Genomic DNA, 13,165 nt, shown 5'->3' with positions numbered 1-13,165 from the left:
CGCGATTGGCAAGACACCATTGCTGGCGGCGCACCTGTGCAAAGGCCCCGAACCCTGCCAAACTAGGCTTGCCGGAGTAACCCCTTGCACGCCCCCGATCGCCCCCAGCCTTACGCGCATCCCGCGCGGCTGATCCTGTTCCTGTCGCTTGCGCCCACCGTCGGCCTCGGCATCGGCCGCTTTGCCTATGCGCTGGTGCTGCCGGACATGCGCGACGCGCTTGGCTGGTCGTATTCGGCGGCGGGTTTCATGAACACGATCAATGCCGCGGGCTATCTGGTGGGCGCGCTCTTGGCCTCCAGGTTCGTCAAGCGATTTGGGCTGTCGGCCGCGGTGCGCTGGGGAACGCTGGCCAGCGTGGTGTCGCTGGCGCTATGCGCAATATCAGGCAATTTTGTCATTTTGAGTTTTGCGCGGCTGCTCGTGGGGGTGGCCGCCGCGGTCGGCTTCGTCGCCGGCGGTGCGCTGGCGGCGACGATCGCGCAGTCGTGGCCGGCGCGGGCGAATTTTCTGCTCAGTCTGTTCTATGCCGGCCCCGGGCTCGGCATCGTCTCCTCCGGCCTGGTCGCGCCGTTCGTGCTGCAGGCGTTCGGTCCGGGATCGTGGTGGATCGTCTGGTGGGCGCTGACGCTGTTGTCGGTCATCTTGATGATTCCGCTGCTAGTGACCCCGATCGATACAAAGGCGCGGATTGCCGAAGCCGCGCCGGCGAGCTTCGCGATCCGGCCGGTGCTGATCTATCTCACCAGCTATTTTCTGTTCGGCGCCGGCTATATCGCCTACATGACCTTCATGATCGCCTATGTCCGCGACGCCGGCGGCGGCGCGGCGGCGCAGAGCGCGTTCTGGAGCCTGATCGGACTGAGTGCGTTCGTGACGCCATGGGTGTGGCGCGGCGTGCTGGCGCTCAACCGCGGCGGCGTCTCGACCGCGATTATTCTTGCCGCGCTTGCCATCGGCGCGGCGCTGCCGTTGTTCGGACATTCGACGCTCTTGCTGGCGATATCGGCGCTGGTGTTCGGCGTCGCCTTCTTCGCGGTGGTCGCATCGACCACCGCCTTCGTGCGCTTCAACTACCCGCTCGCCGAATGGCCGAAAGGAATTGCGGCGATGACGATCGCGTTCGGCCTCGGCCAGACCCTAGGGCCGATCGCGGTCGGCGCCGTCACCGACGCGCTGGGCAGCCTGTCCTATGCGCTCAATGTCTCGGCGGCGACGCTGGCGCTGGCCGCGGTCGCCGCATTGTTTCAAAGAAGGCTGGCCCAAGAGGCGAAGGCGGCCTGATCTTCCCCTCGCTCCCTCAAGCTTTGCGCTAATATCCAAAATGCCGCCGGCTTTGGATGCCGGCGCGGCACGGAGGAAGCTCACACATGATGACGCTGCGCCAGGTCGAAGTCATCCGCGCCGTCATGGTGACCGGCACCATCGGCGGCGCCGCAAAGCTTCTCAATGTGTCGGCACCCGGCATCAGCCGTCTGGTGAAATACACCGAGAAATCGCTCGGCATCCGCTTCTTCCAGCGCCAAAACGGGCGCTATTTTCCGACGCCTGAGGCGCAGAATATTTTCGAGCAGATCAACGGCGTCTACAAGAAGGTCGACGATCTCACCGAGATCATCTCCAAGATCGGCCGCGGCGCCCTCTCAGAGCTGCGCATCGGCTCGGTGCCGAGCATCTCGCAGGTGATGGTGCCGCGCGCCATCGAGCGGGTGCGGCGGCGCTATCCGGAGCTGCGCATCGACATCAACATCCTCAAGATCGAGGAGGCGGTCGATTATCTCCTGCTCGGCCGCGGCGATTGTGTCGCCATGAGCTACCGGCTCGATCATTCCGGCCTCGACTTCCTGCCGCTGGCCTCGGGCGAATTGTTCTGCATCGTCCCCGACGGCCACGAGCTTGCCGGCCGCAAGCAAATCTCGGCGGCGGAAATCATCCGCTATCCACTGATCGGTATCGATCCCAACGACCCCTATGGCCGCATCATGGCCGAGATCTTCGCCCGCAATAAACTCAGTTACGACATCACCATCCGGGCGCGGTTCGGCACCACGGTCTGCGCGCTGGTCAAGGCCGGGCTCGGGATCGCGGTGATCGATCAATTCACCGTCGCCCATGGCGGCTATCCCGGTATCGAACTGCTGCGCATCACCGAGCCGACCCAATTCGACACCTACATCGCGGTGAAGCGCGGCGCGCCGCTGTCGCATTACATCGAGCATTTTATTGATTGCCTGCGCTCGGAAATGCGCGCCGTCGGGCTTGCTCGAACCGGGCCAAAGAAGACCGTTTCGCGGGTCCGCAAGAATTAACATGATGTTATGTTTGTCGCACAACAGGGTAATTGTGTTAGGGGAGCGCTGCGTTATCTTGGCGCCGAGAGCAGCGAGATGATGAAGACCACCAGCCATAACTCCTCACGCGACCGCATTCTGACCGGATTGCTCGGCGCGCCGATCGCGCATTCGGCCTCGCCCGCGATGCACGAACGAGCCGCCGAGGCGCTGGGCCTTCGTTGCCATTATCAGCTCGCCGAGATAGCCGGCGCCGGACGGGAAGACTTGAAGCTGCTGCTCGAAGGCGTGCGGCGGCTCGGCTTTGCCGGCATCAACGTCACCTTTCCCTACAAGGAGGCCGTGGTCGATCTGCTCGACGAATTATCGCCGGGCGCGGCCCGCATCGGTGCGGTCAATACCGTCGTCGTCCGCGACGGCAGATTGATCGGCCACAACACCGACACCACAGGTTTTGCGCGCGCCGTTTCCCACCTCGTCACGGCCTCCGCCCATGGCCCGGTCGCTCTGATCGGCGCCGGCGGCGTCGGCAAGGCGATTGCATTTGCGCTTGCAGGTCTCGGCGTCGCCGAACTGCGGATCTTTGATTCAGAGATGGCCAAGGCCGCGCGTCTGGCAAAGCAGCTCGAAAGTCAGGTCAAAACCAGCGCAACCCAAAGCGTCGAGGATGCGCTGCGCGGCGTTGCGGGAATAGTCAACGGCTCGCCGGTCGGGATGCTGCCGAACCTCGGCACGCCGGTTCCGGAAAACCTGCTGCATGCGGACATGTGGGTTGCGGACGCGGTCTATTCACCGCTGTGGACGCCGCTGTTGACGGCCGCCAAAGCCAAGGGCGCCGCGGTCATGACCGGGCGCGAGCTTGCGATCTACCAGGCGGCCGACGCGTTCGAATTGTTCACCGGGCTGACGCCGTCCACCGCCGAGATGGGAATTGCATTCGATGCGGTGATGGCCAAAGGATATTCCGCATCCTACGCGGCATGACAACGCGGTTTAGCAAAAGGCCGCGGCTAAAAAATCGTGAGATCACCAGGGAGGAACCGAATGAAGCCGAAAATCTTGGCGGGCGCCTTGCTCGCTTCCGTCTTGCTCGCCTCAGTCTGGAGCGGAACGGCGTTCGCACAGGGCGCGCCGATCAAACTGGCCGACGTCGCCGAATTGTCGGGCGGCGGCGCCACCGTCGGCAACAACTGGAAAAACGGCATCGATCTCGCGGTCGAAGAGATAAACGCCAACGGCGGCATTTTGGGGCACAAGATCGAGGTCAGCCACGCGGATTCGCAGAGTAATCCGGGCGTGGCGCGCGCGCAGGTGCAGAAGGCGCTCGACAGCGAGCCCTATGTGTTGCTCGGCCCCGGCTATTCCGGATCCGTCAAAGTCACCGCACCGCTCGCCGCCGACGCCGGCATCGCGCAGATCATGGGCGGTGAGGCCGCCGAACTGACGCAAGGCGGCAACAAGTTTTTGTTCCGCACTTCGTTCGGCCAGCAGTCCTCGATGCCGAAGGTGGCAAAATACATCAACGACGATCTCAAGGCCAAGTCGGTCGCGATCGTCTGGGTCAACAATGATTTCGGCAAGGGCGGACGCGACGTCATCACCAAGGAATTTACCCGCCACGGCATCAAGGTCGCAGCCGATCTGTCGACCGAAGCAGGACAAGCCGATTTCGCCGCCGATGTCAGCAAGATCAAGGCCGCCGCGCCGGATGCCGTCTTTATCTACCTCAACGAGGAAGAGAGCGCGCGTATCCTCAAAGAACTCAAGCGCCAAAGCGTGACCGTCCCGCTGATCGGCGAGACTACGCTGGTGGGGCAGAAGGTGGTCGAACTCGCCGGCGACGCCGCCAACGGCGCGCGCGGCCATGTCGGCCTCACCACCGACGCGCCGATCGATCTGGTAAAGGCGTTCCGCGAAAAGTTCGTCAAGAAATACAATTACGTTCCCGACCACAACGGCATCAAAGGCTATCTCGCGATCTACATGATCAAGGCGACCACCGAGAAAATGGGCAAGGTCGACGGCAAGGCCTTCGCCGATACGCTGCATGGCCTCACCATCAAGGCGGCCGATGAGCCGGGCATCCTGATGGACGTGACTTTTGATGCGAACGGCGACATCGACCGTCAGGGTTTTCTGGTCGAGATCGTCGAAGGCAAGCAGGTGATCAAGAAAATCTTGCCGAAGCTGAACTGAGCTGGGCTTTTTGCGGGCACGCGCGCAGCTCATCGTCCGCAGAAAACAGGGGAAGCATGTCCAATCTGCTCGATCTTCTGGTGGCCGGCCTCGCAACCGGAGCGATCTACGCCCTGGTCGCCACAGGCTTCACACTCTTGTGGCAGACCTCGCAGACCATCAATTTCGCGCAGGGCGAATTCGTTATGCTGCCGGCATTCCTGATGCTGGCTGTGATGCACGTGGGCGCCCCGTTCTGGCTCGCGATCCTGGTCGGCATCCTGCTATCGCTGTTGTTGCTCGGCCTCGGCTTCAAGATGCTACTGGTCGATCCGATGCTGCGCCACGGCGTGTTGCCGCTCGCGATTGCGACCATGGCGCTCGCCATCGGCATCAAGGAAGCCGTAAAACAATTTTTCAGCGCCGAGGCCTCGCCGTTTCCCTCGATCGTGCCGGCCGGTGACATCTCGATCCTCGGCCGCATGATCTCGTTGCAGAGCCTCGGCGTGCTGGCGCTCGCCATCCTTGCCGTGATCGGCCTCACCGCGCTGCTCAATCGCACCTCGATCGGCCATCAGATGCAGGCGGCGGCGCAGAATCCGGTCGTTGCGCGCATCATCGGCGTCCCCGTCGAGCGGATGATCCTGCTGACGTTCCTGATCAATGCGTTCCTGGTGGCGCTGGCCTCGCTTCTGATCACGCCGATCTATCTCGCAAAATTCTCCAGCGGCGAGGTGCTGGGGCAGGCGGCATTCATCGCGGCGATCGTCGGCGGTTTTAATCAGGTGCGTGGCGCCATCGCCGGTGGATTGTTGATCGGCGTGGTGGACAATCTCTCGGCGGCTTACGTCTCCACCCAATATCGCGCGGCGGTGCCGCTGATCCTTCTGATCGTCATCATCCTGTTCCGTCCGCAAGGGCTCTTGGGCCGTGCCGAGGAGCGCACGGTATGACCGGCATTCCCAGATATCTGCCCATCGGCTTCGGCGTCGTCGTAATCGCCGCGCTGATCGTCGTACCCATGAATTTCAACCGCTACGGCCTGTTCATCCTCAGCCAGTGGGCGGTGATGACGATTGCCGCGATGGGCCTGAATTTGACGCTGGGCTATGCCGGGCAGGTCTCGCTGGCGCAGGGCGCGTTTGTCGGTATCGGCGCCTATGCCGCCGCCATCATGACCACGCAGGGCCTGCCGCTGGTCGCGGCACTTGGCGTTGCGATCGTGCTGTGTTTTGCGATCGGTTGGCTGCTCGGCTATCCGGCGCTGCGCGTGCAGCATCATTATCTCGCCTTCGTGACGCTGGCTTTTTCAACGCTGGCGTTCCTCGTGTTCCGCAACGAGGATTGGCTAACCAAAGGCATTTACGGCATCAGCAACATTCCAAGGCCGCACATCTTCGGCATCGCCACCAACCGCCCGCTGCCGTTCTATTATGTCTGCTTCGGCTCGCTCGCGATCGTCTCGATTGGGGTCTGGTGGCTGATCCGCTCGCCCTGGGGCCGCGCCTTCGTAGCGCTGCGCGAAAATCCGATCCGGGCGCTGTCGCTCGGCATCGATACGCGGCGCTACACCTTGATGGCGTTCGCGATCGGTTCGGCGCTCGGCGGCGTCGCCGGCGCGCTGTACGCGCCGCTCACACAATATATCGACCCGGTGCCGTTCAATCTGTCGCTCTCGCTCGATCTGTTGATGATGGTGATTGTCGGCGGCGCCGGCTTCTTCTTCGGGCCGTTCCTCGGCGCGATGATCGCGGTGCTGCTGCCGGAATGGCTGCGGTTCACGGAGGGCTATTACCTCATGCTCTATGCCGTCGCGGTGATCCTGCTGTTGATCTACTCGCCGACCGGCATTTTGGGCATCCTCGATCGCTATTTGACGGAGCGCCGCACCAAGGTCGCATCGGCACTGCGCGCCGTCGCGCGCTCCAGACTGGAAACGGCGCCATGACCGCGGTTCTCGAAGTCAACGATATCCGCAAGCGTTTCGGCGGCATCACCGCGGTCGATGGCGTCAGCTTTGATGTGCAGGAGGGCGAGATCCTCGGCCTGATCGGGCCGAACGGCTGCGGCAAATCCACCCTCTTCAACTGCATCCTCGGCCAACTGACGCCGAGCGCGGGCCAAGTGAAGGTCGATGGCAGGGTGGTCACCGGTTTGCGGCCGTCCGAATTGAACAGGTTGGGCGTAAGCCGCACCTTTCAATTGCTGCAGGTGTTTCCAAAATTGTCGGTGCGGGAAAACCTGATCCTCGCCGGACAAGAGCATCAGGGCAGCATGATGTCGCGGCTGTTCGGTCCTTCCGATGCCGGACTGACCGGGGCCGCCGACCAGATGATCGGCTTCTTCAAGCTCGATCATCTCGCGAGCGAAGCCGCGGGCGGCTTGTCCTACGGCCAGCAAAAACTGCTCGACGCCGCGATGGCGTTCATGGGCGGACCGCGCCTGGTGCTCCTCGACGAGCCCGCCGGCGGCGTCAACCTCACCATGCTCGCCGACCTGAAGGAGCGGCTCGCCGCGATCAACCGCGAGAAGCGAGCGACGTTTGTCGTCATCGAGCACAACATGGAATTCGTGATGTCGCTGTGCTCGCGCGTCATGGTGATGGCGGAAGGCAAGGTGCTGGCGATGGGCCGGCCTGACGAAGTGCGCGCCAATCCCGCCGTGATCGAAGCCTATCTCGGCCATTGAGGACCTGCCATGAGCGACACCATCCTGGATGTCCAAAATCTCGTCGGCGGCTACGGCAAGATGACGATCCTCAACGGCACCAGTTTCTCGGTGCCGGCGGGCTCGATCACCACGGTGATCGGACCGAACGGCGCCGGCAAATCCACCGTGTTCAAGGCGATTTTTGGCCTCTTAAAGCTGCGCGAGGGCAAGGTTATCTTCAGGGGGCGCGACGTCACCGGCTTGAGCCAGCGCGAATTGCTCAACGCCGGCATCTGCTACGTGCCGCAGGGGCGCAACATTTTCCCCGAGCTTTCCGTTCGCCACAACATCCAGCTCGGCGCGGCGGCGGCCGGCCGCGACATCGCCGATCTGCCGGCGCGGATCGAAGCCGGGCTGGATAGGTTTCCGGCGCTCCGCAAAAAGGCCATGCAGCAGGCGTCGACGCTGTCGGGCGGCGAGCAGAAGCAGCTCGAGATCGTCCGCGGATTGCTGCTCAATCCGCAGCTGGTGCTGATCGACGAGCCGTCGATCGGTCTCTCGCCATTGATGGTGGCGCAGACCTTCAACATCCTGAAAGAATTGCGCGACCGCGGCGTGTCGATCCTGATGATCGAGCAGAACGCGCGCTCCGCGCTTGAAATCTCCGACTTCGGCATCGTGCTCGAACTCGGCCAGACCCGCCTCGTCGACAAGGCGGAGCGGGTGCGCAGCGATCCCCGCATCGGACAATTGTTCCTGGGCGGCGCCATGACGGAGAGTGCCGCATGAGCGCGCGTTCGATCGCCACCGTCTCGCTCAGCGGCTCGCTCGATGAGAAGCTGCGCGCCGCCGCCAGCGCCGGTTTTGATGCGGTCGAGATTTTCGAGAACGATTTGTTGTCGTTCAGCGGCAGCCCGCGCGATGTCGGAAAACTCTGCCGCGATCTCGGGCTGAAAATCTGCGCGTTCCAGCCGTTCCGCGATTTCGAAGGCATGCCCGAACCGCAACGCGCCCGCAATTTTGCCCGCGCCGAACGCAAGTTCGATTTGATGCAGGAACTGGGCACCGATCTGCTGCTGATCTGCAGCAATATCTCCCCTAGCTCGCTCGGCGGCATCGATCGCGCCGCGGCGGATTTTCGCGAGCTCGGCGAACGCGCCGCTGTGCGCGGCTTGCGCGTCGGCTTCGAGGCGTTGGCCTGGGGACACCACGTCAACGACTATCGCGACGCCTGGGAAATCGTGCGGCGTGCCGATCACAAATCGATCGGGATCATTCTGGACAGCTTTCACGCGCTGGCGCCGGCATTTCCGACGGGTCCGATCCAGTCCATCCCGGCGGACAAGATTTTTCTGGTGCAACTGGCGGACGCGCCAAAGCTCGGCCTCGACGTATTGTCCTGGAGCCGGCATTTCCGTTGTTTCCCCGGACAAGGCGATCTGCCGGTGGCCGATTTTGTCAAGGCGGTGCGGACGACCGGCTACACCGGCCCGATGTCACTGGAAATCTTCAACGATCAGTTTCGCGCCGGCTCCGCGGTTCGCACCGCAACCGACGGATTGCGCTCGCTGATTCTGCTCGAGGACCAGCTTGCAGAGGGTTTTGTCAGCACGCCCGCGGCGAAGCTGCAACCGAAGGCGCACAGCCGCGGCGTCGGATTCATCGAATTCGCCATCAGCGACGCCAAGGCCGGCGATCTCGCCGCTTTGTTCCAACAGCTCGGCTTTCGCAGGACCGGTTCCCATCGCAGCAAGGATGTCGAGCGCTGGTCGCAGGGCAAAATCGAACTCGTCATCAATTGCGAGCCTGACGGCTTTGCCCACGCGCATTACGTCACGCACGGCCCGGGCGTCTGCGCCATCGCCATCGATGTCGACGACGCCGGTAAAACCATGACGCGTGCGGAAGCGCTGAAGGCACGCACCTTCTATTCTCCGGTCGGGCCGGGGGAATTGGAGATTCCCGCGATCCGCGGCGTTGGCGGCAGCCTGCTGTATTTTCTCGAACAAGCCGGCAAGAACTGGGACACCGATTTCGAGGCGCTGCGCAGCGATCCGGCCAAGGATCGCCTCGATGCGGTCGACCACATCTCGCAGTCGATGCCTTACGACGAGATGCTGTCCTGGCTATTGTTCTACACGGGAATTCTCGATCTCATGCGCCTGCCGCAGATGGAGATCGCCGATCCGGCGGGCCTGGTGCAGAGCCAGGCACTGACCAACGACAACCAGAGCCTGCGCGTGATCCTCAACGGTTCGTCGGCGACGCGGACGCTGTCGTCGCGCTTCATCCACGAATTCTTCGGCTCGGGTGTTCAGCATATTGCGTTTTCCTGCGCCGATATTTTCGCAACGGTTACGGATATGCGGGCGCGCGGCGCGGATTTCCTGAAAATTCCGGACAATTACTACGACGATATCGAAGCCAAATACGATCTCGATGCGGCGACCATGGCAGCGCTTCGCGCCAACCAGATCCTGTACGATCGCGAAGGCGACGGCGAATTCTTCCAGATCTACACCCACATTTTCGACGAGCGGTTCTTCTTCGAGATCGTGCAGCGCCGCGACTATCAGGGTTTTGGTGCCGCCAATGCGGCGATCCGGCTCGCCGCGCAGACGCGGGAAGCGCGGCCGTTGACCATCCCGCGGGCCTGAGACGCTGCGCAGCTCAGCTGCCGCTGAATGAATTATAGCCCTGGTCTTCCCAGTAGCCGCCTTTGTAGTCGTTGGTGACCTCCATCGAGATCACGTATTTCGGATTCTTGAATCCGAGTTTTGTCGGCACGCGGATCTTCATCGGAAAGCCATAGGCCCGCGGCAGGATTTCGTCAGCGAATTTGAACGTCATCTGGGTTTGCGGATGCAGCGCGGTTTCCATGTCGAGCGGTGAGTTGTAGCCCTCCTTGTCGGCGCACTGGAACCAGCAATACTTTGCGCGCGTATCGGCGCCGATGAGTTTGAGGAAATCGCGGAGCGGCGTGCCGGTCCAGCTTCCGATCGCGCTCCAGCCCTCAACGCAGATATGGCGCGTGACCTGCTTGACCTGCGGCAGCTTGTAGAGCTCCTCCAGCGTCCATGATTTCTTGTTGTCGACGAGGCCGCGCACCTCCAGCTTCCACGTCTTGCCGTCGACCTCGGGCGCGTCGTCGAGTTCGTAATAGGCGTTGAACGGGAACGGTTTTGTAATTGCGCTTTCCGGAAAGGTCGGCGCCAGCGCATTGGGATTGAAGATCGCCGCCTGCACGGCGTCGTTGAATTTAGAAACCTTCTTCAGCATTTCCTCGGCGGAAAAACTGTCGGAGACGTCGCAGCCGGTCAACAGCGTCAGCGCGCCAAAACTGGCGCCGCCGGCGATGAAGCGCCGCCGCGCGAGATCCGGCATCAACTGGGTGGCGTCCCGCACCAGCAGTTTCTTGTCGACGCCGGGGATCAGAAGCGAGCGAAGTCGGCCCATGATGTTGCTCCTCGAATTCTCTATTTTTTGAGCATGATCTTATCGGAAAACCGGTTCCCACTTTTCCGGATCATGCTCTAACGGCCGATGATCATGGCGCGCAGGCTTTTCGGCACCAGCACCGCCAACACGACATGCACGACCAGGAAGGCGACGATCGCCGACATGCAGAAAAAATGCACATAGCGCGCGACATCGTAGCCGCCGAACAAGGCCGTCAGCCATTGCAGCTGCACCGGCTTCCAGATCGAAAGTCCCGACAGCACGATCAGGATTCCGACCACGATGATGCCGGCATAAAGCAGCTTCTGAACGTAATTATACTTGCTCAGATCATCATGCGCGAGCTTGAAGGTCAGCGCCGCCTTGGCATCCGAGATCACGCCGCTCGGGGTGATCGGCAGCAGCTTTTTGCGGAAGCGGCCGGTGGCAATGCCCAGCGCGAGATAGACGAGGCCGTTGACCATCAGAAGCCACATCGCCGCAAAATGCCAGAGCAGCGCGCCGCCGAGCCAGCCGCCCAGCGTAAAGGTGTGCGAGAAAGTGAAATTGAACAGCGGCGAGGCGTTGTAGATCTGCCATCCCGACATGATCATCAGGATCATCGCGAAGGCGTTGATCCAGTGCACGGTCCGCACCCAGGCCGGCTGAATGATCTTCGCCGAGACGGGGACGGTATGTTCGTCGCTGGCTGCGAGGCTGGACATGGCTGATCCTCAGGCCTTCCTTGGCTCAAAAAGTCTATACGCCGATTATACGCCGGGAACCCCGGCTTCGTTACTTTAATCCCGGTTGATACACCCGGGGTATCGCGGTCACGAAATAGCGAGCCGGGCTGCCCCGGCTCGCCGTTCGCGTGTCCTGGTGGGGACCAGATCGGGACGCGCGCGGGTGTTACGACGCCGGCATCAGCACGGTGTCGACCACATGGATCACGCCGTTGGACTGATGGACGTTCGAGATCGTCACCGTCGAGGAGCCGCCCTTGGCGTCGACGATCATCACCTTGCCGTCGGCCTTCTTCACGGTCAGCTCTTCGCCCTCAGCGGTCTTGAGCTTCTTGCCATCGGTCAGATCGGAGGCCTCGAGCCTGCCCGGGACCACGTGATAGGTCAGGATTTTGGTGAGCGTCGCCTTGTTCTCGGGCTTCACCAGAGTGTCGACCGTGCCGGCCGGCAGCTTGCCGAAGGCGGCATTGGTCGGCGCGAACACCGTGAACGGGCCCTTGCCTTCCAGGGTCTCGACCAGGCCGGCGGCCTTCACCGCCGCAACCAGGGTGGTGTGGTCCTTGGAATTAACCGCGTTCTGGATGATGTTCTTGGAGGGGAACATCGCGGCGCCGCCGACCATCACGGTCTTTTCCTGCGCGCTGACGGGCGCAACGATGGTGGCGGTGAGGGCGAGCGCACTGAGCGCGGCGGCAGTCAAGAATGCAATACGCTTGGACATGGATCGTCTCCCGATGAATTGAGGTTACCGGCGGACATCCACCGGCGATGAGGGGCAACAACGACGCGGGCTGTCGTGATGATCAGTCTGCGTCGCCATTGGCCTGAGCTACGGGAGGTTTTCCGGGTGGTTTCGGCGGATAATTTATCGTGATGTTTGAAACTATTTTTGGGGAGGGCCGTGGGGGCTCCTCCCCGTCATTGCGAGGAGCGCTTGCGACGAAGCAATCCATACCTCTCGCGCGGGACTATGGATTGCTTGGCGGAGCCTGTCATCGGGCGGCGCTTCGCGCCGACCCGTTGGCTCGCAATGACGAGTTAATCCCGGCTATGCGGCGTCTGGATAAATCCCCTGTTCCAGGTCGGGCTGATCAGTATCTCGTTGATGCAGACCCGCGACGGCATGCTGGCGACGAAGGCGATGGTACGGCCGCAATCTTCGGGTTGCAGCATCCGCGCCTGCTCCTCTTCGCTCGGCACCACCGGCCGCAGTTTTAGGATCGGCGTCGCCACCTCGCCCGGTGACAAACAACACGCGCGCAAGCCATTGACGCATTCGTCCATGTTGAAGGAATGGGTCAGCGCCAGCACCGCATGTTTGGTCGTGGTATAGGCCGGGCCCGGCATCTTAGAGACGTGGCGGCCGGCCCAGGACGCGACGTTGATGATGCAGCCGTCCTTTTGCCGGCGCATCGCCGGCAGCACCGCGCGCATGCAATACAAGACGCCATTGAGATTGATATCGACGAGCTGGTTCCAGCCCTCCAGTTCCATGTCGGCCCAGCTGCGCTTCGGCACATTGACGCCGGCGCTGTTAACCAAGACATCGATGCGACCGTGACGCTTGAGAATGTCCTCCACGGCCTTGCTGACGTCGGCGGCCACGCTGACATCCAGCGCCATCGCCTCGGCCTTGCCACCGTTTTTGGTGATTTTCGCCACCACCGCGTCCAGCGCGTCCTTTCGGCGCCCCGAAACAACCACTGTCCAGCCGTCGGCGGCGAGCGCTTCCGCCCCGGCCTCGCCGATCCCGCTGCCGCCGCCGGTCACCCAGGCCACGCGTTTCCCATTATTTGACATGCAAACTGTCTCCGTTGCTTTCTGAAGGGCGTTCTTGCTATCTAAAAGCTATGCGGCCTATTGGAC

At 62.3% G+C, this 13,165-nt stretch carries 13 protein-coding genes; 9 read left to right on the top strand and 4 right to left on the bottom strand.

Features of this window, described 5'->3' with window-relative positions:
- The first annotated feature begins 84 nt into the window (after positions 1 to 84).
- The 9 genes from B5526_RS19710 (at position 85) to B5526_RS19670 (ending at position 9,772) form a co-directional block, all read left to right on the top strand.
- Positions 85 to 1,284: a YbfB/YjiJ family MFS transporter gene (locus tag B5526_RS19710; protein ID WP_079540729.1), complete on the top strand. Its 1,200-nt coding sequence runs from the start codon at positions 85 to 87 to the stop codon at positions 1,282 to 1,284.
- A gap of 86 nt (positions 1,285 to 1,370) precedes the next feature.
- Positions 1,371 to 2,309, top strand: coding sequence for a LysR family transcriptional regulator (locus B5526_RS19705; RefSeq protein WP_079540727.1), 939 nt, complete (start codon positions 1,371 to 1,373; stop codon positions 2,307 to 2,309).
- Between the two features lie 78 nt (positions 2,310 to 2,387).
- Entirely contained in the window at positions 2,388 to 3,275 is an 888-nt protein-coding gene (locus B5526_RS19700) for a shikimate dehydrogenase (RefSeq protein ID WP_433994586.1), read from the top strand.
- Positions 3,276 to 3,335: 60 nt separating this feature from the next.
- Positions 3,336 to 4,487 (top strand): ABC transporter substrate-binding protein, encoded by a 1,152-nt coding sequence (locus tag B5526_RS19695; protein WP_079540725.1) that lies wholly within the window; start codon positions 3,336 to 3,338, stop codon positions 4,485 to 4,487.
- Between the two features lie 56 nt (positions 4,488 to 4,543).
- Entirely contained in the window at positions 4,544 to 5,419 is an 876-nt protein-coding gene (locus B5526_RS19690; RefSeq protein ID WP_079540722.1) for a branched-chain amino acid ABC transporter permease, read from the top strand.
- Positions 5,416 to 6,414: a branched-chain amino acid ABC transporter permease gene (locus B5526_RS19685; RefSeq protein ID WP_079540720.1), complete on the top strand. Its 999-nt coding sequence runs from the start codon at positions 5,416 to 5,418 to the stop codon at positions 6,412 to 6,414. The genes B5526_RS19690 and B5526_RS19685 overlap by 4 nt, the downstream gene beginning before the upstream one ends.
- The gene (locus tag B5526_RS19680) at positions 6,411 to 7,154 is read left to right on the top strand and encodes an ABC transporter ATP-binding protein (RefSeq protein WP_079540718.1); all 744 of its coding nucleotides are present in this window, start codon (positions 6,411 to 6,413) and stop codon (positions 7,152 to 7,154) included. The genes B5526_RS19685 and B5526_RS19680 overlap by 4 nt, the downstream gene beginning before the upstream one ends.
- 9 nt (positions 7,155 to 7,163) lie before the next feature.
- Positions 7,164 to 7,904 (top strand): ABC transporter ATP-binding protein, encoded by a 741-nt coding sequence (locus tag B5526_RS19675; protein ID WP_079540715.1) that lies wholly within the window; start codon positions 7,164 to 7,166, stop codon positions 7,902 to 7,904.
- A complete protein-coding gene (locus tag B5526_RS19670) occupies positions 7,901 to 9,772 on the top strand; it encodes a bifunctional sugar phosphate isomerase/epimerase/4-hydroxyphenylpyruvate dioxygenase family protein (RefSeq protein WP_079540713.1) in 1,872 nt (623 codons plus the stop codon). Before B5526_RS19675 ends, B5526_RS19670 begins: the two co-directional genes overlap by 4 nt.
- A 13-nt stretch (positions 9,773 to 9,785) precedes the next feature.
- On the opposite strand, the gene B5526_RS19665 is transcribed toward B5526_RS19670, so the two are convergent.
- The 4 genes from B5526_RS19665 to B5526_RS19650 all read right to left on the bottom strand — a co-directional run bounded on the left by B5526_RS19665 (position 9,786) and on the right by B5526_RS19650 (position 13,099).
- Positions 9,786 to 10,571, bottom strand: a complete 786-nt coding sequence (locus tag B5526_RS19665) for a molybdopterin-binding protein (RefSeq protein ID WP_079540711.1) — start codon at positions 10,569 to 10,571, stop codon at positions 9,786 to 9,788.
- A 77-nt stretch (positions 10,572 to 10,648) separates the two neighbouring features.
- Positions 10,649 to 11,278 carry a cytochrome b/b6 domain-containing protein gene (locus B5526_RS19660; protein ID WP_079540709.1) on the bottom strand — a complete coding sequence of 210 codons (630 nt, stop codon included), beginning with the start codon at positions 11,276 to 11,278 and terminating at the stop codon, positions 10,649 to 10,651.
- Positions 11,279 to 11,465: 187 nt separating this feature from the next.
- Positions 11,466 to 12,020: a fasciclin domain-containing protein gene (locus B5526_RS19655; protein ID WP_079540707.1), complete on the bottom strand. Its 555-nt coding sequence runs from the start codon at positions 12,018 to 12,020 to the stop codon at positions 11,466 to 11,468.
- A 317-nt stretch (positions 12,021 to 12,337) separates the two neighbouring features.
- Positions 12,338 to 13,099 (bottom strand): SDR family oxidoreductase, encoded by a 762-nt coding sequence (locus B5526_RS19650; protein ID WP_079540705.1) that lies wholly within the window; start codon positions 13,097 to 13,099, stop codon positions 12,338 to 12,340.
- Positions 13,100 to 13,165 lie beyond the last annotated feature (66 nt).

It is taken from the genome of Bradyrhizobium lablabi, assembly GCF_900141755.1.
GTDB lineage: Bacteria > Pseudomonadota > Alphaproteobacteria > Rhizobiales > Xanthobacteraceae > Bradyrhizobium > Bradyrhizobium lablabi_A.
Note: the sequence above shows the minus strand (reverse complement) of the source record. Positions and strands in the feature narration are given on the sequence as shown.

Excerpts from the sequence above, each read along its gene's own strand:
- B5526_RS19705 (WP_079540727.1), top strand. The coding sequence starts at position 1,371 with ATGATGACGCTGCGCCAGGTCGAAGTCATCCGCGCCGTCATGGTGACC.
- B5526_RS19700 (WP_433994586.1), top strand. The coding sequence starts at position 2,388 with ATGATGAAGACCACCAGCCATAACTCCTCACGCGACCGCATTCTGACC.
- B5526_RS19695 (WP_079540725.1), top strand. The coding sequence starts at position 3,336 with ATGAAGCCGAAAATCTTGGCGGGCGCCTTGCTCGCTTCCGTCTTGCTC.
- B5526_RS19690 (WP_079540722.1), top strand. The coding sequence starts at position 4,544 with ATGTCCAATCTGCTCGATCTTCTGGTGGCCGGCCTCGCAACCGGAGCG.
- B5526_RS19685 (WP_079540720.1), top strand. The coding sequence starts at position 5,416 with ATGACCGGCATTCCCAGATATCTGCCCATCGGCTTCGGCGTCGTCGTA.
- B5526_RS19680 (WP_079540718.1), top strand. The coding sequence starts at position 6,411 with ATGACCGCGGTTCTCGAAGTCAACGATATCCGCAAGCGTTTCGGCGGC.
- B5526_RS19675 (WP_079540715.1), top strand. The coding sequence starts at position 7,164 with ATGAGCGACACCATCCTGGATGTCCAAAATCTCGTCGGCGGCTACGGC.
- B5526_RS19670 (WP_079540713.1), top strand. The coding sequence starts at position 7,901 with ATGAGCGCGCGTTCGATCGCCACCGTCTCGCTCAGCGGCTCGCTCGAT.
- B5526_RS19665 (WP_079540711.1), bottom strand. The coding sequence starts at position 10,571 with ATGGGCCGACTTCGCTCGCTTCTGATCCCCGGCGTCGACAAGAAACTG.
- B5526_RS19660 (WP_079540709.1), bottom strand. The coding sequence starts at position 11,278 with ATGTCCAGCCTCGCAGCCAGCGACGAACATACCGTCCCCGTCTCGGCG.
- B5526_RS19655 (WP_079540707.1), bottom strand. The coding sequence starts at position 12,020 with ATGTCCAAGCGTATTGCATTCTTGACTGCCGCCGCGCTCAGTGCGCTC.
- B5526_RS19650 (WP_079540705.1), bottom strand. The coding sequence starts at position 13,099 with ATGTCAAATAATGGGAAACGCGTGGCCTGGGTGACCGGCGGCGGCAGC.